The organism is Dactylosporangium sp. NPDC000521 (assembly GCF_042898305.1).
Lineage (GTDB): Bacteria > Actinomycetota > Actinomycetes > Mycobacteriales > Micromonosporaceae > Dactylosporangium.
Genome location: NZ_JBIAYW010000009.1, coordinates 25,833 through 46,550, shown reverse-complemented (window position 1 = coordinate 46,550; position 20,718 = coordinate 25,833). Strand labels below are relative to the sequence as shown.

The 20,718-nt window shown below is 71.1% G+C and carries 18 protein-coding genes and 2 pseudogenes; 5 read left to right on the top strand and 15 right to left on the bottom strand.

Annotation, left to right across the window (positions count from 1 at the left end; genetic code table 11):
* Window positions 1–53 precede the first annotated feature (53 nt).
* The 3 genes from ACFY3L_RS28110 to ACFY3L_RS28100 form a co-directional block, all read right to left on the bottom strand.
* On the bottom strand, window positions 54–1,163 hold the full coding sequence (locus ACFY3L_RS28110) for a PP2C family protein-serine/threonine phosphatase (protein WP_389330227.1): 1,110 nt from the start codon (window positions 1,161–1,163) through the stop codon (window positions 54–56).
* Between the two features lie 65 nt (window positions 1,164–1,228).
* On the bottom strand, window positions 1,229–1,867 hold the full coding sequence (locus ACFY3L_RS28105) for a septal ring lytic transglycosylase RlpA family protein (RefSeq protein WP_389330224.1): 639 nt from the start codon (window positions 1,865–1,867) through the stop codon (window positions 1,229–1,231).
* A 151-nt stretch (window positions 1,868–2,018) separates the two neighbouring features.
* Complete coding sequence (locus tag ACFY3L_RS28100) at window positions 2,019–3,791, bottom strand: proline--tRNA ligase (protein ID WP_389330221.1); 1,773 nt, start codon at window positions 3,789–3,791, stop codon at window positions 2,019–2,021.
* Between the two features lie 101 nt (window positions 3,792–3,892).
* Between ACFY3L_RS28100 and ACFY3L_RS28095 the strand changes: the two genes are divergently transcribed.
* On the top strand, window positions 3,893–4,024 hold the full coding sequence (locus tag ACFY3L_RS28095) for a hypothetical protein (RefSeq protein ID WP_389330218.1): 132 nt from the start codon (window positions 3,893–3,895) through the stop codon (window positions 4,022–4,024).
* Window positions 4,025–4,192: 168 nt separating this feature from the next.
* Here the strand turns inward: ACFY3L_RS28095 and ACFY3L_RS28090 are convergent, their stop codons facing one another.
* Complete coding sequence (locus tag ACFY3L_RS28090; protein ID WP_389331408.1) at window positions 4,193–4,861, bottom strand: hypothetical protein; 669 nt, start codon at window positions 4,859–4,861, stop codon at window positions 4,193–4,195.
* Between the two features lie 78 nt (window positions 4,862–4,939).
* On the opposite strand from ACFY3L_RS28090, the gene ACFY3L_RS28085 reads away from it, so the two are divergent.
* Window positions 4,940–5,203 carry a hypothetical protein gene (locus ACFY3L_RS28085; RefSeq protein ID WP_389331405.1) on the top strand — a complete coding sequence of 88 codons (264 nt, stop codon included), beginning with the start codon at window positions 4,940–4,942 and terminating at the stop codon, window positions 5,201–5,203.
* A 2-nt stretch (window positions 5,204–5,205) separates the two neighbouring features.
* On the opposite strand, the pseudogene ACFY3L_RS28080 reads toward ACFY3L_RS28085, so the two are convergent.
* Window positions 5,206–5,322: pseudogene (locus ACFY3L_RS28080) on the bottom strand (SigE family RNA polymerase sigma factor); the annotation flags it as partial.
* 243 nt (window positions 5,323–5,565) lie between these two features.
* On the opposite strand from ACFY3L_RS28080, the gene ACFY3L_RS28075 reads away from it, so the two are divergent.
* Entirely contained in the window at window positions 5,566–7,359 is a 1,794-nt protein-coding gene (locus tag ACFY3L_RS28075) for a glycosyltransferase family 4 protein (RefSeq protein WP_389330215.1), read from the top strand.
* Between the two features lie 248 nt (window positions 7,360–7,607).
* Here ACFY3L_RS28075 and ACFY3L_RS28070 read toward each other — a convergent pair whose 3' ends face one another.
* The 8 genes from ACFY3L_RS28070 to ACFY3L_RS28035 all read right to left on the bottom strand — a co-directional run bounded on the left by ACFY3L_RS28070 (window position 7,608) and on the right by ACFY3L_RS28035 (window position 16,273).
* Window positions 7,608–8,591: a sugar phosphate isomerase/epimerase family protein gene (locus ACFY3L_RS28070; protein WP_389330212.1), complete on the bottom strand. Its 984-nt coding sequence runs from the start codon at window positions 8,589–8,591 to the stop codon at window positions 7,608–7,610.
* Between the two features lie 5 nt (window positions 8,592–8,596).
* On the bottom strand, window positions 8,597–10,033 hold the full coding sequence (locus tag ACFY3L_RS28065) for an FGGY family carbohydrate kinase (RefSeq protein WP_389330209.1): 1,437 nt from the start codon (window positions 10,031–10,033) through the stop codon (window positions 8,597–8,599).
* Entirely contained in the window at window positions 10,026–10,988 is a 963-nt protein-coding gene (locus tag ACFY3L_RS28060; RefSeq protein ID WP_389330206.1) for a transketolase family protein, read from the bottom strand. The genes ACFY3L_RS28065 and ACFY3L_RS28060 overlap by 8 nt, the downstream gene beginning before the upstream one ends.
* Entirely contained in the window at window positions 10,985–11,866 is an 882-nt protein-coding gene (locus ACFY3L_RS28055; RefSeq protein ID WP_389330203.1) for a transketolase, read from the bottom strand. The genes ACFY3L_RS28060 and ACFY3L_RS28055 overlap by 4 nt, the downstream gene beginning before the upstream one ends.
* Before the next feature lie 78 nt (window positions 11,867–11,944).
* Entirely contained in the window at window positions 11,945–12,943 is a 999-nt protein-coding gene (locus ACFY3L_RS28050; RefSeq protein ID WP_389330200.1) for a D-ribose ABC transporter substrate-binding protein, read from the bottom strand.
* Window positions 12,944–13,008: 65 nt separating this feature from the next.
* Window positions 13,009–14,088 carry an ABC transporter permease gene (locus ACFY3L_RS28045; protein WP_389330197.1) on the bottom strand — a complete coding sequence of 360 codons (1,080 nt, stop codon included), beginning with the start codon at window positions 14,086–14,088 and terminating at the stop codon, window positions 13,009–13,011.
* Entirely contained in the window at window positions 14,085–15,611 is a 1,527-nt protein-coding gene (locus ACFY3L_RS28040; RefSeq protein WP_389330194.1) for a sugar ABC transporter ATP-binding protein, read from the bottom strand. The genes ACFY3L_RS28045 and ACFY3L_RS28040 overlap by 4 nt, the downstream gene beginning before the upstream one ends.
* Window positions 15,608–16,273, bottom strand: coding sequence for a DUF2291 family protein (locus tag ACFY3L_RS28035; RefSeq protein WP_389330191.1), 666 nt, complete (start codon window positions 16,271–16,273; stop codon window positions 15,608–15,610). Before ACFY3L_RS28035 ends, ACFY3L_RS28040 begins: the two co-directional genes overlap by 4 nt.
* 166 nt (window positions 16,274–16,439) lie before the next feature.
* Here ACFY3L_RS28035 and ACFY3L_RS28030 point away from each other — a divergent pair, with 166 nt between their 5' ends.
* A complete protein-coding gene (locus ACFY3L_RS28030) occupies window positions 16,440–17,438 on the top strand; it encodes a sugar-binding transcriptional regulator (RefSeq protein ID WP_389330188.1) in 999 nt (332 codons plus the stop codon).
* A 69-nt stretch (window positions 17,439–17,507) separates the two neighbouring features.
* Here the strand turns inward: ACFY3L_RS28030 and ACFY3L_RS28025 are convergent.
* Window positions 17,508–17,591, bottom strand: a pseudogene (locus ACFY3L_RS28025) (hypothetical protein); the annotation flags it as partial.
* 63 nt (window positions 17,592–17,654) lie between these two features.
* On the bottom strand, window positions 17,655–19,244 hold the full coding sequence (locus tag ACFY3L_RS28020; protein ID WP_389330185.1) for a DUF1593 domain-containing protein: 1,590 nt from the start codon (window positions 19,242–19,244) through the stop codon (window positions 17,655–17,657).
* Window positions 19,245–19,863: 619 nt separating this feature from the next.
* On the opposite strand from ACFY3L_RS28020, the gene ACFY3L_RS28015 reads away from it, so the two are divergent.
* Entirely contained in the window at window positions 19,864–20,700 is an 837-nt protein-coding gene (locus ACFY3L_RS28015; RefSeq protein WP_389330182.1) for a hypothetical protein, read from the top strand.
* Window positions 20,701–20,718 lie beyond the last annotated feature (18 nt).

The window sequence follows — 20,718 nt, the reverse complement described above, 5'->3', positions numbered from 1 at the left end:
GCGCCGCTTCGTCCCACGCCCCCGCGTGGTGACGGAGTAGCACCCGCAGGGCATCAGCCGACGGCTGCCGCTCCGGCGCCGCCGATCTCCCAGCTGGGGACCGTCGCCGGAGCCTTGACCCCCTGGTACTCCACCAGCACCAGCGCGATGTCGTCGTCGAGCCGGCCGCGCACCCACTCCAGCAGCGCGCTCTCCAGCGACGCCAGCCCGTCGCCGACCGTGCCGTGCCCCAGCAGCCGCTGCGCCCGCTCCGCCGTCGGGAAGAACTGCCCGTCGCGGCGCGCCTCCGCCAGCCCGTCGGTGAAGAACAGCAGCCGGTCGCCCGGCTCCAGCCGCTCGACGCGCGGCTTCACCACCGGCATGAAGCCCAGCGGCGGCGCGTTGGACGGCGGGTCGAGCGGAATCACCTGACCGCGGCGCAGCAGCAGCGGCGCCGGGTGGCCGCAGTTGACGATCGTCAGCGTGCCGCCGCGCTCCTCGATCAGCGCCGCCGTCACGAAGTCCTCGTCGCCGACCGACCTGGCCACGGCCCGGTCCAGGTCGGCCACGATCGCGCGCAGGTCGGCCCGCTCGAACGCCACGTGCCGGTAGGAGCCGAGGACGATGCTGGCGAGTCGGACCGCGTCCAGGCCCTTGCCCCGCACGTCACCGATGATCATGCGGACGCCGTACGGGGTGTCCACCGCCTCGTACAGGTCGCCACCGATGTCGGCGGCGGCGCTGGCGGAGATGTAGCGGGCCGCGATCGTCAGCGGGCCGAGCTGTGGTCCCAGCGGCCGCAGGACGGCCTGCTGCGCGACGGAGGCGAGCTTCGACAGCTCCGCGTACCGCGCGATCTGCCGCTGCCTGATGGCGCCGACGGCGGAGGCGATGCCCGCGGCGAGGATGACCGCGCCCAGGTTGAGCATCATCACCAGCGTGCGCTCGCGGGTGTGCATGAGCTCGACGCTGCAGAAGACGATCGCGAGCAGCGTCGAGGCGCTGCCGACCGCGAGGACCTCCGGCCAGGAGGCGAACGCCGCCGCGAGGAACGGCGCGGCGGCGAGCAGCCCGACGTAGTTGGCGTCGGTGCCGTCGGCGAGCTCAGCGACGAGGACCAGGCAGAGCAGCACGAAGGCCGCGCCGACTCCGGCGCGGGCTTCGGGAAGCAACGGTCGTTTCATAGTCCGATCGACAGCATGCCACCAACCTGCCCCCGGACCGCTCAAACAAACGGCCGGGATGCGGCTTACTTCAGTACCTCGTACTTTGCGTTGATCACGCCGGCACTCACCGAAGCGATCGACACGAATGCCCCGCGGGCAAGGTCGAGACAGCGGCCCGCGACGAAGGGTCCGCGGTCATTGATCCTGACGACGACCGATTTCCCGTTGGCCATGTTGGTCACCCGGACCCGGGTGTTGAACGGCAACTCCTTGTGCGCGGCCGTCATCCCGTTGGGGTCGAAGCTCTCGCCGTTCGCGGTGCGCGACCCACTGGCATAGTACGACGCCTTGCAGGTGCCGGTGTTCGTGACGACGCCGCCCGTGGGGTTGGTCGAGGGCTTCTTCGTCGGCGTCTTCGAAGGCGTCTTGGTCGCCTCGGGCGACTTGCTGACCTGCGCGGACGCGGACGGCGAGGCGGAGGCGGACGGCGACACGGAGGGCGAGGAGGACGGGGAGGGCCGGTCGCCGCGGTCGGCGCGGGTGTCGGCGCTGCGGCTGCCGTCGATCAGGTCGCTCGCCGAGGCCGGCTTCGCATCATCCGAACCCATATTGACGGTCGCAACTGCACCGCCGATGAGCGCGATCGCCGCGACAGTGCCGGCAATCAATGGAATGAGGTGACGTCGGCGGATTGCGATATGTCGGCCGGACAACGTCAGCACCCTTCGTCGACAGCAAGGCCGTGACCGAACGTATCGGCCTCTCCCTGGCGCCAGTCAAACCGAAGTGCCGCACGTGCGGGGATTTGGCGGGATAGGTCCGGCCGAACGGCTGATCCGACAAGGAGCCGAACGGCCGACCCTTCCCGCGTTGTCACCCCGCCCGGACGATCGCGGCGATACGCTCCGCCGCGCCCTCGACCGGGATCTCCTCTTTCTCGCCGGTCTTGCGGTCGCGGATCTCGACCATGCCGTCGGCGAGCCGCTTGCCGACCACGACGATCGTGGGCACGCCCAGCAGCTCGGAGTCGTTGAACTTCACGCCCGGCGAGACGTCCTTGCGGTCGTCGAGCAGCACCTCGAGCCCGGTGGCGGCGAGCGCGTCGGCGAGCTGCGCCGCGCCGGCCTTGATCTCCTCGGTCTTGCCCGCGGCCACCACGTGCACGTCGGCGGGGGCGAGCTCGCGGGGCCAGCACAGCCCGCGCTCGTCGGCGGTCTGCTCGGCGATCACGGCGACCGCCCTGGTCACGCCGATGCCGTAGGAGCCCATGGTGACCGTGACGGCCTTGCCGTTCTGGTCGAGCACGGTGAGGCCGAGCGCCGAGGCGTACTTGCGGCCGAGCTGGAAGATGTGGCCGATCTCGATGCCGCGGGCCAGCTCGAGCGCGCCGCCGTCGACGGGGCACACGTCGCCGTCCTGGATGCGGACCGCCTCGACGGTGCCGTCCGGGGTGAAGTCACGCCCGGCGACGAGGTGCACGACGTGCTTGCCGGGCTGGTCGGCGCCGGTGATCCAGCTGGTGCCGTCCACGACGCGGGGGTCCACCAGGTACCGGATCCCGGAGGAGCCCTTCTCGCCGAGGACGCCGGGGCCGATGTAGCCCTTGACCAGCGCGGGGTGCTGCTGGAACTCCGCCTCCGACATGGGCGCGACCTCGGCGGGCGCCACCTGGGCCTCGAGGCGGCGCAGGTCGACCTCGCGGTCGCCGGGGACGCCGACGGCGAGGGGCTCGCGCTTGCCGTCGGGCAGCGTCAGCATGAGCATGACGTTCTTCAGCGTGTCGCCGGCCGCCCAGGCCCGGTCCTCGCGGCGCAGGTCCTCACGGGCGTTGAACAGGTCGACGAGCGTCTCGATCGTCGGCGTGTCGGGCGTGTCGACGACCTGCGCGGCGGGCAGCCCCTCGATCGCCAGCGCGTCGGGGGCGGGCGTGGTGACCGCCTCGACGTTCGCCGCGTAGTCGCCGTTGGTGCAGCGCACGAACGTGTCCTCGCCGATGTCGCAGACGGCGAGGAACTCCTCCGACGCGCTGCCGCCCATCGCGCCGCTCGTCGCGGAGCAGATGACGTAGTCCAGACCGAACCGGTCGAAGATCCTGCCGTAGGCGATCCGGTGCCGTTCATAAGCGGCCCGCAGCCCGTCGTCGTCGACGTCGAACGAGTAGGAGTCCTTCATCAGGAACTCGCGGCCGCGGAGGATGCCGGCGCGGGGCCGCGCCTCGTCGCGGTACTTCGTCTGGATCTGGTACAGGGTGAGCGGCAGGTCCTTGTAGGAGGAGTAGAAGTCCTTCACGGCGAGCGTGAACATCTCCTCGTGCGTGGGCCCGAGCAGGTAGTCGCCGCCGCGGCGGTCCTTGAGCCGGAAGAGGTTGGCGCCGTACTCGGTCCAGCGGCCGGTCGACTCGTAGGGCTCGCGGGGCAGCAGCGCGGGGAAGCTCAGCTCCTGGCCGCCGATGGCGTCCATCTCCTCGCGGATGATCCGCTCGACGTTGCGCATCAGGCGCAGGCCCATCGGCAGCATCGTGAAGATGCCCGGCGCGACCCGTCGGACATAGCCGGCGCGCACGAGCAGCCGGTGGCTCGTCACCTCGGCATCCGCGGGGTCTTCGCGCAACGTCCGCACGAACAGCGTGGACATCTTCAGCACCATCGGGCATCCGCCTTACTTCTCAAACAGGCCTTCGGCGACGATACCCGTACGACTCCGGTGCGTGACTACAGGGTTTTCTCAACCCGGGCCGTTTCTTCACCATGCCCGCCGGCGGCGGCGCGTACGTCGACCAGATCACCACCGAGGCGCCGAAGCTCGCTGCCGACGCCATGTGGCACACGACCTACACGCTGCCGGGCACGACCGGGGCGCCAGCAGCATCGACGGCGTGACCGAGAGCGTCGCCTCCGCCCGGCGGGCGGTGGAGACCTCCCGGCACGCCGCCGACCGCCTCAACACCAACGCCTCGACCCTCGCCGGCCTGGTCGAGCGCTTCCGCCGCTGAGCAGGGCCGGATCGGCCGTCACGGCGAAGCCAAGTCGATCGTCACAGCGAAGCCGTCACAGCGAAGCCAGGTCGACGACCTTCAACGAGTCACCGGCCGCGGACCACAGCAGCGGGCGCGAGACCTGCTGCCGGAACGAGTCGGCGGTGTAGGTGCCGACCAACCCGGTGCGCAGGTCCCAGATCGCCGGCGGGCGCGGGTCGTTCGGGTGCAGCCAGTTCTTCACGGTGCCCCGGACGAACCGGCCGCCCGTGATCGACCGGGCGTCGAACCCGCTGGTCGTCAGCTCCCACGAGCCGTCCGTGGCCTGGGCGAACGTGAGCCCGTTCGCGTCGAGGCCGAGCCACACGTCCTGGTCCGCGGCGGTCCACCACCGCGTGGGCTGCGGACGCGGCTTCGGCGTCCGCCGCTCGCCGGTGAGCAGGTTCCACGCCACCGGCCGGTCGGTGCCCGTCGGGGCGGCGGTGACGGCCCACGGCCACCTCGAGATCTCGAAGCCCTCCGAATCGGCGATCTTGGAGGGTGTACCGCCGGCGAGCGGCATCCGCATGATGCCCTTGCGGTCCATCGACGACCCGTACAGCGTCCCGCCGGCCGCGACCCGCCGCTCCCCGACATCCTCGGTCGTGAACCGCCGCTTGTCCGTGCCGTCGTCGCGCATCGTCCAGTACTCCGCCGTCTGCGAGCCGTCCTTGCCGAAGGCGTACGCGGTCCAGACCACCATCCCGTCGGCGGCCGTGAACGCGCCCGGCCAGTAGCCGCGGGCCCCGGCGGGTCCGGCAGGTCGGTGAGGAGCTTCTCGGTGCCGGTGCGGGTGTCGTACACGGCGAGCGACACCACCTTGGCGTCACTGACGCGGACGGCGAGGAGCATCCTGTGCTCGTCGAGCATGGTGACCGGCTCGTTGGTGCCCGTCCCGAACGGGGCCGGCACGGTGTCGTCGGCCTCCACGTGCGCGAACGCGTCCTGCGGCGCGGCCCTGTCCGGTGGCGTGCCGACGAGGTGTTCGCGCCGCCGCCGGCGCCAGATCCTGATGTACTGCCGTGCCATCGACCGCCGCACGTAGGCCTCGACGGCCTCCTGCCGGCGGATCCGGGACCACTTGCCGCGCAGCCCGATGAGCGCGTCCTGCAACAGGTCCGCCGCATCGGCCTCGTTGCCGCTCAGCAGGAACCCGTACCGCATCAAACTCGCCCCGCGCGCCCGCACGAACTGCGCGAACGCCTCGTCGGCCGTCTCGCTCATCGCATCGCCTCCACCCGTGTAGAGACGCCCCGCCGCCGATCTGCTGCACGACCGCGGCGGCGAATGTTCTCAGGCGGCCCCAAGGACCGGATGTTCTCAAGCGGCCGCAGAGTCCGAATGTTTTCAAGCGGGCGCAGAGGCCGATTGTTCTCAAGCGGGTCGCGGGGCGGTCGATGTCAGGGTGTGCCGACCTTCGAGGAGCACCCACCGCTGCGGCCGGACTTCGCCGCCGTCATCGCCGCTGCCCGCCAGGCCGAGTTCGTGAGCAGGCGGGACCTGCCCGCCGCCGCGCCGCGGCCCGCCCGTCGCGACCGCCGGAACAAGGTCAAGAACGCCGGAACCGGCCCGTTGCGGCTGTGCTTCCTCGTGCCGCGCACGGACGTCGGCGGCGGGGCGCGCGTGCTGTTCGAGCACGCCAACCGCATGCACGCGCGCGGACACGAGGTGAAGGTGCTCAGCCACTTCCCGCCGCCGCAGTGGTGCGACGTGCGGCCGGAGTTCTGGACGGTGCCGTTCGGCGTGGAGCTCGCCGAGGCGGTCCCGGAGTGCGACGTGATCGTCGCCGGATACTGGGACCAGGTCCTCGCCGCCCGCTCGCTGGGCCTCGCGCCCGTGGTCCACTTCGAGCAGGGCGACTCGCACCTGTTCGAGGACCTGCAGCCGGCGGTGCACGAGCTCGTGGCCCGGCACCTCGAGGCCGCCGACGCGACGCTGACCGTGAGCGGCACGGTCGCCGGCGTGCTGCGCGACCGCTTCGGCGTCACCGCGACGGCCGTCGGCAACGCGGTCGACCCGGCCGTGTTCCACCCGGGCGGCGGCGATCCTGCGGCGCGGCCGTACGTGCTGTTCGTCGGGTGGGACGGCAACGAGTTCAAGGGCATGGCGCAGATGCGGCAGGTGTGGCGGGCGCTCAGCGCCGAGCGCCCGTCGCTGGACCTCGTGTGGGTCACGCCGAAACCGGCGCGCGAACCGCTGGGGCGGGTCGTCGTCGCCCCGGACCAGGCGACGCTCGGCACGCTGTTCCGCGGGGCCGCCGCGTACGTCTGCTGCTCGCACTACGAGTCGTTCTCCCTGCCGTGCCTGGAGGCGATGGCGTCCGGCACGCCGGTCGTCGCGACCAGGAACACCGGTGTCCTCGAATACGCCCGCGACGGCGTGAACGCGCTGCTCGCCGACGTCCGCGACGCCGACGGGCTGCTCGCGCGGGTGCGGCGGGTCCTGGACGAGCCGGAACTCGCGGCGCGGCTGCGGGAGGGCGGGCTGCTGACCGCGGCCGGCTACTCGTGGGACACGATCATCACCCGGGTCGAGAGCGCCTACCGCGCCGCTCAGGCCGCCTGGTCGCCGCCGTCGGCCCGCGACGAGTGGCGCTTCGACCTGCGCGGCCTGCGCTTCGACCAGACCCACACCGAGGTCGAGATGCGGCTCCGGCGGCGGGCCGCCGCGACGGCCGCCGACGCGGTCGCCGTGCCGGTGACGTTCCCCGCGTTCGACGGGCACCGCGGCGTGCGATGGCGGGTGGTCGGTCGGCGGCAGGGTGGCGGCGGCACCGCCGGTGTCGCCCAGGCCTACCTGCTGGGCCACGCGGACGCCCCGCCGGCGGACCTGCCCTACGCGGCGGCGCTGGGCGACTTCACCGCCGGGCGCTTCGAGGCGGCGCTGGACGGGTTCCTGGAGCTGTACGAGCGCGGCGGCGAGCTGCGCACCACGGTGTGCCGCTGGATCGTGCTCACGCTGCTCGAGCTGGGCCGCGACGAGCAGGCGGCGGCGGTCGTGGAAGCCGCTGTGCGAGGGGTCCAGGGACACAGCGATTTCCACTACCTGCGCGCCATGACGGGCCTGCTCACCGGCCGTGCCGTCGACGGCGCCGCCTATGTCGACGTCATCGACACCCTCGGGCCGGCCAGCCACTTCGACGAATGGTTCGACGAGCCGGACGTGCTCGTCCGGGAGCGGCTGCTCACCACGGTGCGTTGACGCCGACCGCGTACGGTGACCGGCGGGTGAGCGCCGGCCGCCGTACGTCCCCGATCGGGTCGGCATTGACCAGCTGCGAATATGGATGTCGTCGCTTGCGCAACCTGGCGCCGGTCCCTGGAGATCTTTGAGGACCTCGACCACCCCGACGCGGCCACGGTCCGCGGCAAGCTGAGCTGAAGCCAAGGGGGCGGTCCCGCCGCGGCGGGACCGCCCCCTTCCGGCTGTCTCGTAGAAGCGCAACGACCTCAGTCGACGGCGCCGAAGAGGGCGTCCTGGACGATGCGCTGGGCAGCCATGGCGTCCTGGCGCTCCTGGGCCTCGGCGAGCGCGGCGACGTCGAGCCGGTCGAGCGCCCGGTGGATGCGCTTGAGGGTGCCGATGGCGGTCTTGGCCGCGTCGACGCTGTCCTCGCGGAAGGGGAACTGGTCGAGCTGCCAGACGCCGTCCCAGTTGTTCTTGCGCAGCGTGTGGAAGAACTCGAAGATCTCGGTGAGGTGGACGGTGCCGACGACCAGGTCGTCGTCCCAGCCGCGCAGGTTGTCGTTGACGTCCATGCCGAAGAGACGGCCGTGGTCGATGATGAGCTGGGCGGCGTCGGCCGGCGACTCGCCGCCGTAGAGGCTGTGGCCGAAGTCCAGCAGGACGCCGACGTTGTCCAGGCCGATCTGCTCGATGCCGAGCAGGGTCCGCGCGGCGGAGTCCCACGTCATCTTGACGCGCGGCTCACGCGGCTTGTATTCGATGGCGAACTTGAGGTCGGGGTGGGCGCCGGCCAGCTCGCGCATGCCGTCGACGGCGAGCTTCCACAGGGTGCGGTGGTCGACCTGGAACGGGTAGTCCCAGCCGTCCTGACCGGGCCAGATCTTGACGTAGTCGGCGCCGAGCTCCCGGACCACGCCGGCGGCCTCGTGCATGAGGTCCAGCGCCGCGGCGCGGGTGGCCGGGTCGGGGTTGGTGAACGAGCCGCGGCTGAACTTGCGCAGGTAGATCTCGGGGGTGATCCCGATGGCGCCGAGCCCCTGCGCGGCGAGGGCGTCCTTCACCTCGCCGATACCGACACCGGGGGTGAACGGGTAGTTCAGGTCGACGACGGACAGGTCGCCGACCTGCCCGGCCAGCTCGATGGCTTCCAGCGTGGTCCGGGCCGGGCCGTAGCCGTCGGTGGCGTACCGGTCGACGTAGGTGGCGAAGTGCCAGAGGCCGGCGCCGAAACGCGGGTACTCGGTCATGCGGATCAGCTCCCGAGATGGTGTGCGGACGGGGTGGATGCTCGCTGGACGGCTTGGCGCCATCCGGAGCGGAGTTCGGCGGCGGCGGTGCCGTCGCGCGGGACGAATTCGTCGTAGGCGACACCGGTCGACGGGGCGCCGGCCGGCCAGAGTCCGGCGGCGCGGCCCGCGAGGTGGGCAGCGCCGAGGGCGGAGAGGTTCGCGGTCCGGGCCCTGCGCACCGGCATGCCGGCGAGGTCGGCCTGGATCTGCATGAGCTGGTCGTTGCCGCTGGCGCCGCCGTCGGCGAGCAGGCATCCGGCGCTGCCGATGGCATCGACGACGTCGGTCACCTGGTGCGCGATCGACTCGATCGCGGCCCGGGCCAGCTGGGCCGCCCCGGCCCCGAAGGTGAGGCCCGTGATCGTGCCGGTGGCGGTGTCGTCCCACCACGGCGCGGCGAGGCCGCCGAACGCCGGCACCAGCTGGACGCCGTCGCTGGAGGCGGTCGCGGCCAGCCCGGCGATCCGCTCGGGCGTGGTCCCGAGCAGGTCGGCCAGCCACGTGACCGTCGCGCCGCTGGAGCGGATGTTCCCCTCGGCGGCGAGCCGGGTGCCGGGGTCGCCCCAGGCGACGGTCACGCAGACGTCCTCGCCGGGGTCCGGTGCCGCGTCGGGCAGCAGCCGCATGACCGACGATCCGGTGCCGTAGGTGACCTTGACGCCGTCCGCGATCTGGGTGCCGTGGGCGTAGAGGGCGGCGTGGGAGTCGCCGAGCACTGCGGTGATCGGCAGACCGGCGAGGACGCCCCCGCGCTTGCCGATCGTGCCGAGATCGCCGGCCGATGCCACGATGTCGGGCAGGGCGCTCGCGGGTATGCCGAACAGGCCCAGGAGGTCGCCGCTCCAGTCCGCCGAGTGCACGTCGAGCAGCTGGGTGCGCGACGCGTTGCCGACCTCGATGCGGTGCTCGCCTGTCAGGGCGTACAGCAGCCAGGCGTCGATCGTGCCGACGGCGGCGTCCGGCGCCCGCTCGAGCAGCCACCGCAGCTTGGCCGCGCTGAACATGGGGTCCAGCGGCAGCCCGCTGACCGCCCGGACCGGCCCGCCGTGCCCGCCGGCCCGCAGGTCGTCGCAGAACGCCTGGGCGCGCTGGTCCTGCCAGCCGAGGACCGGGCCGGCCGGCCGCCCGGTGCGCCGGTCCCAGACGACGGCCGACTCGCGCTGCGTGCTCAGCCCGACCGCGACGACCGTTTCGAGGGCGACGCCGTCGAGACACTCGGCGGCGGCCCGCAGCACGCTGTCGAGGATGTCGTCGGCGTCCTGCTCCACCCACCCGGGCCGGGGATAGCTGATGCCGACCGGAGCGGAGCCGGTGCGGACGACCGCCCCGCTCCGGTCGACCAGCAGGCACTTGGTCGAGCTGGTGCCCTGGTCGATCGCGAGGATCAGTTCCTCAGGCATCGGAGCGGGCGAGGGTGACGGCGGCGGCCCGGATCTCCGCGGCGGTGAGGCCGAAGTGCTCGAGCAGCATGGCCGTGTCGCCGGTCGGTGCGAACTGGCGGGGAACGCCGAGCATCCGCATCGGCACGGGCCGGCGGTCCGACACGACGATCGCGGCCACCGCCGCGCCGAGCCCGCCGGTGACGGTGGCCTCCTCGGCGGTCACGATCGCGCGCGTCTCGCGGGCGGCGCGACGGATGGCCTCCTCGTCCAGCGGAGCGATGGTGGACATGTTGAGCACGCGCACGGAAACGCCATCCGCCGCGGCCTGCTCCGCCGCCTGCAGCGCCCGGGAGACCATCGTGCCGGTCGCCACCACCGTGACGTCGTCACCGTCGCGCAGGCAGCTCGACTGTCCGAAGGTGAACGGCCGGTCGCCGGTCACGGCCGGCACCTTGAACCGGCCGATCCGCAGGAAGACCGGGGTGCGGGCGCCGGCGGCCCACCGCACGGCGGCCCGGGTCTCGGCCGGGTCCGCGGGGACCACGATCCCCAGACCGGCGATGGCCCGCAGCCACGCCAGGTCCTCGATCGAGTGGTGGGTGGGGCCGAGCTCGCCGTACGCCATGCCGGGGCTCATGCCGCACAGCACGACCGGCGACTCGCTGTACGCGACGTCGGCCTTGATCTGCTCCAGCGCGCGGCCGGTCAGGAACGGTGCGGCCGCGCATACGAACGGGATGTAGCCGCTGAGCGCGAGCCCGGCGCCGACGCCGACCATGTCCTGCTCGGCGATGCCGACGTTGATGAGCCGGTCAGGGAACTCCTTGGCGAAGCCGCCGAGGTTGCTGGAGCCGACCGAGTCGTTGCAGACGGCCACGACGCGCTCGTCGGCGCGGGCCAGCTCCAGCAGCTCCTCGGCGAAGGCGACGCGGCAGTCGTAGGTCTGCGCGTCCGTCTCGACGACCGCGCTCATCGGGCCAGCTCCGCCACGGCCGCGCTGATCTGCTCCGCCGTGGGCACCTTGTGGTGCCATTCGACGCGGTCTTCCATGAACGAGACGCCTCTTCCCTTGATCGTGTTGGCGATGACACAGGTCGGCCGCTCCCCGCGGGCGGCGGTGAACGCCTCCAGGAGCGCCAGGTGGTCGTGGCCGTCGACCGTCACGACGTCCCAGCCGAAGCTGCGCCACTTGTCGTCCAGCGGGTCGAGCGCGCTGGTGTCCTCGGTGCGCGCGCCCTGCTGCAGGCGGTTGCGGTCGACCACGGCGGTGAGGTTCGTCAGCCGCCGGTGCCCGGCCGTCATCGCGGCCTCCCAGTTGCTGCCTTCCTGCAGCTCCCCGTCGCCGAGCACGACGAACACCTGCCGCGCCGAGTTGTCGAGCCGCGCCGCCACCGCCATCCCGACCGCCACCGGAAGGCCGTGCCCGAGCGGGCCGGTGTTGGTCTCCACGCCCGGAACCTTCACCCGGTTCGGGTGACCGTTGAGCGCCGAGTGGGGGGCGGCGAAGGTCTCGAGCTCGTGGGCGCCGAAGAACCCTGCCGCGGCGAGGGTGGCGTAGAGCGCACCCGCGGTGTGGCCCTTGCTGAGCACGAGCCGGTCGCGGTCGGCCCAGTCCGGTCGCTCCGGGTCGACGCGCAGGACGGCGAAGAACAGCGTGGTGAGAATGTCGAGGACGGACATGTCGCCGCCCACGTGGCCCAGCCCGGCACGGCTGATCATCACCAGGTCGGTGGTGCGGGACTGGTTGGCCCGGCGCCGCAGCATCTCACGGCGATGCTCGGGCTCGGCATCGGCGAGTTCCTTCCGGAATTGGCGCCAGGCGGCGGCGGCCGAAGAGTCGGCGACCAGCATGGGAGTCCTCTCGTTTCTGCTGTGGTGACCGTTCGAGCCGGGCGGGCTCAAGTCCTCGAGCCCGCCCGGTGCAGCACGTCAGGAGCCTGCGACGGCGAAGGCGTTGACCTGCTTGGCGTTGTCGGCGTTGACCAGCACGCAGTCCACCGACTGCTTCTCGGGCTGGCTGGCCTTGCCGTTCTTGATGTAGTAGTCGGCCTGGTCGACGGCCATCTGGGAGATCTTGCTGGCCGGCTGGAGCACGGTGGCCTTGATGCCGTCCTTGAGGATCGAGGCGACGACGTCGGGGCTGCCGTCGAAGCCGACGACGACGATGTCCTTGCGGTTCGCGGCCTGAATGGCGGCGTACGCGCCGAGCGCCATCGTGTCGTTGCCGGCGATGATGCCCTTGATGTCCGGGTGGGCCTGCAGGATCGTCTGAGTCTTGCTCAGCGCCTCGGCCTGGTCCCAGTTCGCGCTCTGCTGCGCGACCATCTTCATGTCCGGGTACTGGTCCAGCACACCGTGGAAGCCCTGCGAGCGGACGCCGGCGTTGGTGTCCGTGGCCTTGCCGGTCAGCTCCGCGTAGTTGCCCTTGTTGCCCATCACCTTGGCGAACTCCTGGCCGCCGAGCCCGGCACCCTGGGCGTTGTTGGCGACGATCTGCGCGACCGCCACACCGGTCTTGTTGATCTCGCGGTCGATGAGGAAGGTCGGGATCTTCGCGTCCTTGGCCCGCTGGATGGCGGTCACCGACGAGTCGGCGCCGGCGTTGTCGAGGATGATCGCGGCGGCCTTGCGCGAGATCGCGGTGTCGATCTCCTGGCTCTGCTTGGTCGGGTCGTCGTCGTGGCTGAGCACGAGCGTGTCGTAGCCGAGCTTCTTCGCCTGGGCGGCCGCGGCGTCCTGCTCGGCCTTGAAGAAGACGTTGTCCGGCGAGGGCGTGATGATGACGATCAACTTGCTACCGCCGCCGGCGGGGGTGCCGCTCGCCGACGACGAGGTGTCGGACGACCCGCCGCCGCACGCGGCGAGGGTGAGCAGGGCGGCAACGCCGACGGGCAGCGCGAAGCGGCGCAGGGCCGAGGGTGTCTTCATCGGACGGGAACCTTTCGGGTGGAGGCGGGTTGACGTGGCTGATGCGTTGGTGTGACGGGTGTCGATCAGGCGGTGCGTTTGGCCAGCCGGGTTTGCAGCCCCTGCTGCGCCTGCTCGGCGACGATCGCGAGGATGATCACGGCGCCCTTGACCACCGACTGCCAGAAGGTGGAGACGCCGACCAGGACCAGGCCGTCGCTGAGGAAGCCGATGACGAAGGCCCCCATGACGGTGCCGACGATCGTGCCGCGCCCGCCGCTGAGGGCGGTGCCGCCCAGGACGGCCGCGGCGATCGCGTTGAGCTCGTAGGTGGTGGCGGTGTCGGGGTATGCGGCCCCGAGCTCGGAGGTGAGCAGCAGACCGGCCAGCGCGGCACAGGCACCGGAGATCACGTACACGGCGATCTTGATGCGCTTGACCCGGATGCCGGACAGCACCGCGGCGCGCTCGTTGCCGCCGACGGCGAAGACCCGGCGGCCGAACGGGGTGCGGGTGGTCACGATGATCGCCGCCACCGCGACGGCCACCATGATCCACACCGCGACCGGGATGCCGAGCAGGCTGTCCACGCCGATGAAGTGGAAGCCCTCGTTGCCGCGATCGGGCGTGCCGGCCAGGTCCGGATAGGTGCCGCCGTTGCTCAGCAGCTGCGCGGCGCCCCGGGCGACGTAGAGCATGCCGAGCGTGGCGATGAACGGTGCCACCTTGAACCTGGTGACCAGCACCGCGTTGAGGCCGCCGACCAGCGCGCCGACGGCGATGCCGATGACGATGACCACCGCGACGGAGAAGAACAGCGTGCCGCCCGGCACGTGCAGTCCCTTGAACAGCAGCCCGCCCGCGATCATGCTCGCGAGTCCGGCGATCGAGCCGACGGACAGGTCGATGCCGCCGGTCAGGATCACGAAGGTGACGCCGATGGCCAGGATGGCGTTGATCGCCACGTGCTTGGTCATCAGGATCAGGTTGCTCTGGGTCAGGTACTCCGACGAGATGGCGCTGAAGACGATCACCAGCGCCACCAGCACGATCAGCGTCCGGCCGCGCAGCAGGAGCAGCGCCGCCGAGGCGAACCGCGAGTTCGAGGCGGGCTCCCGGCGCCTGGCCGGGACGGGATCGGACTTGGCGACGTCAGTGTCGATCATGGTTGTCCCTCCAGGACACTGTCGGATGCGGAGGCGCCGACCAGGGCCTCCTCGGTGACGTTCGCGGCGGTGAACTCGGCCGTGATCCGGCCCCGGGCCATCACCAGCACCCGGTTCGCCATGGCGACCACCTCGGCGAGTTCCGATGAGATGAACAGCACGCCCATGCCCTCGGCGGCCAGCCGGGACATCAGGGCGGCGATCTGTGCCTTCGCGCCCACGTCGATGCCCCGGGTCGGCTCGTCGAGCAGCAGCACGACCGGCTCGGTGAGCAGGGCCCGGGCGAGCACGACCTTCTGCTGGTTGCCGCCGCTGAGCGCGGTGACCGCGGCGGACAGCCCCGGGATCTTGATGCGCAGGTCGCCGACCTGGCCCGCCGCGATGCGCTGCTCGGCCGACGTGGAAAGCAGTCCGGCGCGGCTGACCCGGTCGACCGTGGCGAGCAGGATGTTGTCGCGCACGGACATGGTCTGCACCAGGCCGTCGCGCTGCCGGTCCTCCGGCACCAGCGCCAGCCCGGCGGCCAGGCGCGCCTGCACGGTCGCCTCGGGCACGAGCTCGCCGCGCACGCGCACCTCGCCGCCGCTGGCGCGGCGGGCGCCCATCAGCGCCTCGACGAGCTCGGTGCGGCCGGCCCCCATCAGCCCGTAGATGCCGACGACCTCACCGGCGCGCAGCGTGAAGGACACGTCGTCGACGAGCGGGCGCACCGTCCCGGGCACGGTGAGGTGGCGGACGTCGAGCAGCACGTCACCGGCCTGCGCGTCGTTGTGCTCGTACAGCGAGTCGGGGTCCCGCCCGACCATCTGCCGCACGATCCACCCGGTGTCGGTGTTGCTCATGGATTCGTGCGCGACGAGGCTGCCGTCGCGCAGGACCGTCACCCAGTCGCCGATGCGGCGGAACTCGTCCAGCTTGTGGGAGATGTAGATGATCGTCACATCGCGTTCGCGCAGGTCCGCCATCACGTCGAACAGGACGTCGACCTCGTGGTTGGACAGGGCCGAGGTCGGCTCGTCCATGATCAGGACCCGGACGTCGGAGAGCAGGCAACGGCCGATCTCGATCAGCTGCTGCTGACCGATGGGCAGGTCACCCACGAGCGTGTCGGGGTCCAGGTCCTGGCCCAGACGGCGCAGGACCTCCGCCGTCCGGCGCCGCTGCGCGCCGTCGTCGACGAAGCGGCCTCCCCGCCGCAGCTCGCGACCGGCGAACATGTTCTGGGCGATGGACATGTTCGGGAAGAGACTGAGCTCCTGGTGGATGATCTCGATGCCGCGCGCCATCGCCTCTCGCGGGTTGCCGAGCTGCACGGGCTCGCCGTCCAGCAGGATCTCGCCGCGCGTGGGCTGCTCCGTGCCGGACAGGATCTTCATCAGCGTCGACTTGCCGGCACCGTTCTCGCCGACCAGCACGTTGACCGTGCCGCGGTACGCCGTGAAGGTCACGTCCTTGAGCGCCCGAACGCCGCCGTATTCCTTGCTCACCCCGCGGGCGACGAGCACCTTGTCGGCGGCCGTCACGACGTGACCTGCAGTTCGGTCGGGACCACCATGATCTGGGTCGGGCTCAGGGCCGAGAACGCCCCGTAGAACGTGATCGTCTTGTCGGTGAGGCCGGCGCGGTCGACCTTGGCCACCACGTCGCTCTTGACCCGGCTGTTGATCTCGTTGGCGACGTTGGCGTAGTCGATCTGGTTGGTGAAGTCGCCGAAGGAGATGAAGCCGACGCCGTCGCGGATCGCCGTGCCCGCGATGACGGGCCCCGTGGCCACGTACAGCGTGAGCGGCTGACCGCCCTCCTGGGCGATCTCGACGGTCACCGGCCCGGTCGGCGCGGACGTGTCGACCTTGACCACCTTGCCGGCGCCCTTGACCAGGAACGCGTACGGGCTGCCGGTGCCGGCCTGGTGACCGTACTGCTTACCGGCGGCGTTGACGTCCTTGGCGACAGCCGCCGCGACGGTGGTGACGTCGACGGCGTGGTCGTGCACGGCCGGCACGATCTTCGACGCCCAGATGCCGTCGACATAGGTCCTGGCATCGAACGCCGCCGCACCACCCGGCCGCCCGCCGGCTTGCTGAGCTTCGTAGACGTACACGCCCGGCACGCGGCCGCACGCCGAAAGCACCGGCAGTGCGAGCAGTCCCACGATCGCGCACCGCAGCAGAAGAGTCACCTTCATTGTGAATATCCATTCAGTTGTGATTGGACATGCATGTACTGTGAACTTCCCATGTCGGGTTTGTCAACGGGTTGATTTCGCCCTGGCGGGAGGCGGCCTTGAACTCCCGCTACCCCGGCCCGGTCGGTCTGGTTACGCTCTCGCTGAGGACGTTGAGGAGGCACCAGTGAGTCCGAGGCTCGATGCGAACGACGGCGCGGAGCCCTACGCAGTCGCCGCCGAGCACATCCGGCTGCTGACCAAGGTGGCGCGGATGTACCACGAGCGCGGCGTGCGGCAGCCGCAGATCGCGGAGCTCCTGCACATCTCCCAGCCTCGCGTGTCGCGGCTGCTCAAGCAGGCGGTGGCCGCCGGCATCGTGCGCACCGTGGTGATCACTCCGCGCGGCGTGCACGCGGACCTGGAGGACGCCGTCGAGCAGCGGTACGGGCTGAGCGAGGTCGTGGTCGCCGACAGCGCCGGGCAGACCGACGAGATCGCGGTGACCCGGGCGATCGCCGCCGCGGCCGCCGTCTACCTGGAGACCACCCTCAGCCGCAACGACCGGGTCGGAATCTCCTCGTGGAGCGCGACACTGCTGGCCACCGTCGACGCCATGCACTCGGCACCGGGTCTCGCGACCGAGCGGGTGGTGCAGATTCTCGGCGGCGTGGGCATGAGCGCCGCGCAGAGCCAGGCGACGCGGCTCACCGGAGGACTCGCCCGCCACACCCGCGCCGAGGCGGTCTATCTGGTCGCTCCCGGGCTCGTGGCGACGTCCGAGATGCGCCAGGCCCTGGTGCGCGAGCCGAGCATCGCGGACGTGCTGGACGCCTGGCAGGACCTGACCGTCGCACTCGTGGGCGTGGGCAGCCTCGAACCCTCCACCCTGCTGCGGCAGAGCGGCAACGCGATCGCGGCGCAGGAGGAGCAGCGGCTGCGCGAGCTCGGCGCGATCGGCGACGTGTGCATGCGGTTCTTCGATGAGAGCGGTCAGCACATCGACTCGGATCTGGACGACCGGGTGCTGGGTATCAGCGCCGAGACCCTGAAGAAGGTGCCCCGCCGCATCGGGGTGGCCGGCGGGGAGCGCAAGTGGCGCGCCATCCGGGCGGCACTGCTCGGCGGCTGGCTGAACGTGCTGATCACGGACCAGGCCACGGCCGCCGAGCTCCTGCGCGACTGAACTTGGCCAGGTAGGACGGGAAGTCCGTCCAGCGGTGCTCCGAGACCTGGGCGAAGCGCCCGCCCAGCCGCCGAAGGTCGGGTCCTCCCAGCTGCGCAGGCCGTTGTCCAGCAGCCCGAAGTAGCTGGGCGAGTCACCCTCGGAAAGGAACATGGGTGCCGGGCCGGCACGGACGCATCCAACGTCCGCACCGGCCAGGCCGTGGTGACCCGGTGCTCAGATGACCTGGATGAGCACCCGGTCGTAGCGGGTGAGCGGGAACTGACCGGAGTCGGTCCCCTGGAGGATGACGGAGATCGTCTGACCCGGCACCGCGTCGGCCGGGATCGTGACCGTCACGTGGTCGTGGCCGCCGCGGTCGGCGATCGCGACCTTGCCCGGGTAGGTGCCCTCCTCCTGGTACTGCCACCAGCTGGTCGCGACCCGATCCCCATCGGGGTCGTTGGCCACGCCGTTGAGGTTCACGACCGAGCCCGGCGCCGCCTTGACGGTGCCATTGCCGGCGATCTTCAGGACGGGCGCGTGGTTGCCGGCGCGGTAGTCGCCGTCCAGACTCCAGGCGACCCGGGCCGCGAAGTCGTTCTGCGCGGCAGCGGCCCACCGCAGCGTCGTGTAGGCCGGGACCGGCGCGCCAGCCCCGTCCTTCTCGGTGCCGACCATGGTCCACAGGTTGGGCGAGGTGGTCGTCTGCACCGACCGGCCGCCCCAGCCGCCCAGGCCCGGGTTCGCCGGGTCCTCGATGCCGGTGTTCAGCAGCGGGTTGAACGCGACGTTGTCCCCCTCGGAGAGGAAGTCGTACGGCGACAGCGGCTTGCACCAGCCGGTGGGGGCGAGCTTCGGGTCACCGAAGATGTCGAGCTGGTCGCCCGGCATCGCCTGCCCGTCCAGCCAGGAGCGGTAGAGCGACCCCAGCGGGCCGACCTGGATGTTCTGCTTGATCCAGGCGCCGCTGAAGTACACCCGGTCCTGCGGCAGCCCACGGGTGTTGCCCGCGCCGCGGCTGCAGTTGTAACCCCAGGTGGAGTAGCCCGCCTGCAGGTTCTCGACCCGGATGCCCGGCCACACCGGCGCGATGTACTGCGCGTAGGTGTCGTCCTGGAAGCCGCTGGCCAGGATCACCGCCTTCTTCGAGACGGCGTCCTTGACCTGGCTCCACTGCGGGGTGCCGGCGTACTGCTCCTCGATGGACTTCAGCGCCCGCGCGATCGTGCTCGTGCCGCCCCACGCCTGCAGGTACAGCGGCCGCGGGTCGTGGTCGAACAGGAGGTCACGGATCAGGTTCGATCCGTCGGTGTCGCGGTCCATCTCGTTCTCGAAGTCGATGTTGCCGACCTTGACCCTCGACAGCAGCTCGCCCGGCGTGGGGTAGTCCGGGTCGTGCTTCTTCAGGTTGGGGTAGACCTTGGCGTACCCGGCGATGACGTCCTTCTGGATGGTGTCCGTGCCGGTCCAGCGCCACGACGTCTGCGGGGTCTTGTACTCGCGGCCCGGCAGGAAGAAGAGTGTGCCCTTCCCGTCGCCGGCCCAGTGGTACCGGCCGCTGGCATAGACGATGCCCTGGGTGTCGACATCGTTGGTGTAGAACATGTACCGGATCAGCGACGCGAGGTCGTCCTGCTCCATGTCGGTGGTGACGACCGTGCGTGGCTTCTGAGCCTGCTCCACGCCCGGGCTCGATGCGGCAACCGGTTGTGCGGTCACGGTCGCCGCGACCGCGAGGCCGGCGGTGGCCACCGCCGCCGCCAGCGCACGCAAGCGGCGTCGAGAACCAGGAGCCGAGCCGTCCTGGGGTTCGGACGTCTCCATAGCAGCTCCTTCCTAGTGAATATCTATTCACTATCGAATGGAATATCGCTCGCTCAGCAGTATTAGGTTTCGGCACGATGTCGTCAAGATTTCGCACTCATGAGTGTTCGCCCCGATCACTGCCCCACCGATCGGCACTGTCCGGGCTCTGAGCAGCAACGATGCGGGCGCACGCCGGCATCGCACACCACCCGTCACCGGACCGAAATCGAACCGGGTGCCCACGAGGGCGACGACGAACGCGGCCCGTGCCGCCGGCGCTGAACGCCACTGGCGAAACCGCGAGGGCCTCGATTTCGCGGCATTCCGCCTTGACGGACAGCGACGCCGGGCATGTCCGGATTTGGTGGTCGCCCTATCGGTCGCATCTTCAGGGCGTTCAGGTGCACGGCGCCGACGCTCGATGCGGCACGGCATCGAGCCGACAGCCGGCGCCGTCCCGGCAGTCTGACCTGCCGCATCCAAAGGTGCCGACGTCTCCGGCAGGCCGTGACATCCGCCTTACGACAACTAACGTCTATCGCGCCGGTCGGCCGACAGGGGGATCACACCAGCGCGCCGGCACCGGTCGCGGAAGCACATCGGTCGATGAGTCCGGCGGGAGCACTGCATGGCGGGTATGTCCGGAGCTGATGCGGACGAGCTCGAACGGCTCGGGCAGCGCATGCAAGAGGCCGCCAACCGCATCGAGATCATCCGCGGCGAGGTGAGCGCCACCGTCGGCCGTGCCTCCTGGGACGGCGACGACGGTCAGCACTTCCGCGACCTGTGGCAGCACCGGCTGTCCGGGCTGCTCCAGCAGGCGGCGAGCTCGACCCGCGCCGCGGCCGTCGTAGCGGTCCGCAACGCCCACGAGCAGCGCGCCGCCAGCGGCGCCGACGGTGGCGGCGGAGGCGTCTTCCCGCTCACCTGCACGGTGGGCGACGACACCTGGTCGCTCAAGAACCTCGCGGACCTCGCCGGCAAGGCCCTCTCCGCGTTCGGCGCGATCGCGGCTCTCGTCGAGCAGTTCGGCCCGAAGAAGTTCGCGAAGATCGCCAAGAGCCTCGGCGGGGCCGGTGACGTCGTCGGTGGCTTCATCGACGTGGGCCTGCTCGTCAACGCCATCCAGCACGGCCGCCAGACCGGCGACTGGGACGGCACCAAGGTCGCCGCGGCCGACGTGGTCGCCGACGTCGCGTTCCCGTTGCTGGAGGCGGCGGCGTTCGCCACGTTCCCGCCGCTCGGGGTCGCCGTCGTCGTCGCCGACGTCGGATGGAACCTGTTCGTCCCCGACGAGGCCAAGCTCGCCGCGGTCAACGGCGTGATCGACGCCGGTCGGCACCTCGCCGACGCCGGCGGGCACGTCGTCAGCGCGGTCGCCGACGTCGGCCGGGCCGCGGGCGACGTCGGCGGCGCGGTCGCGGACATCGCGAAGGGCGGCTTCAACGGTGCCAAGAAGTTCTTCGGCTTCTGAGGCCGGCTCATGACTGCG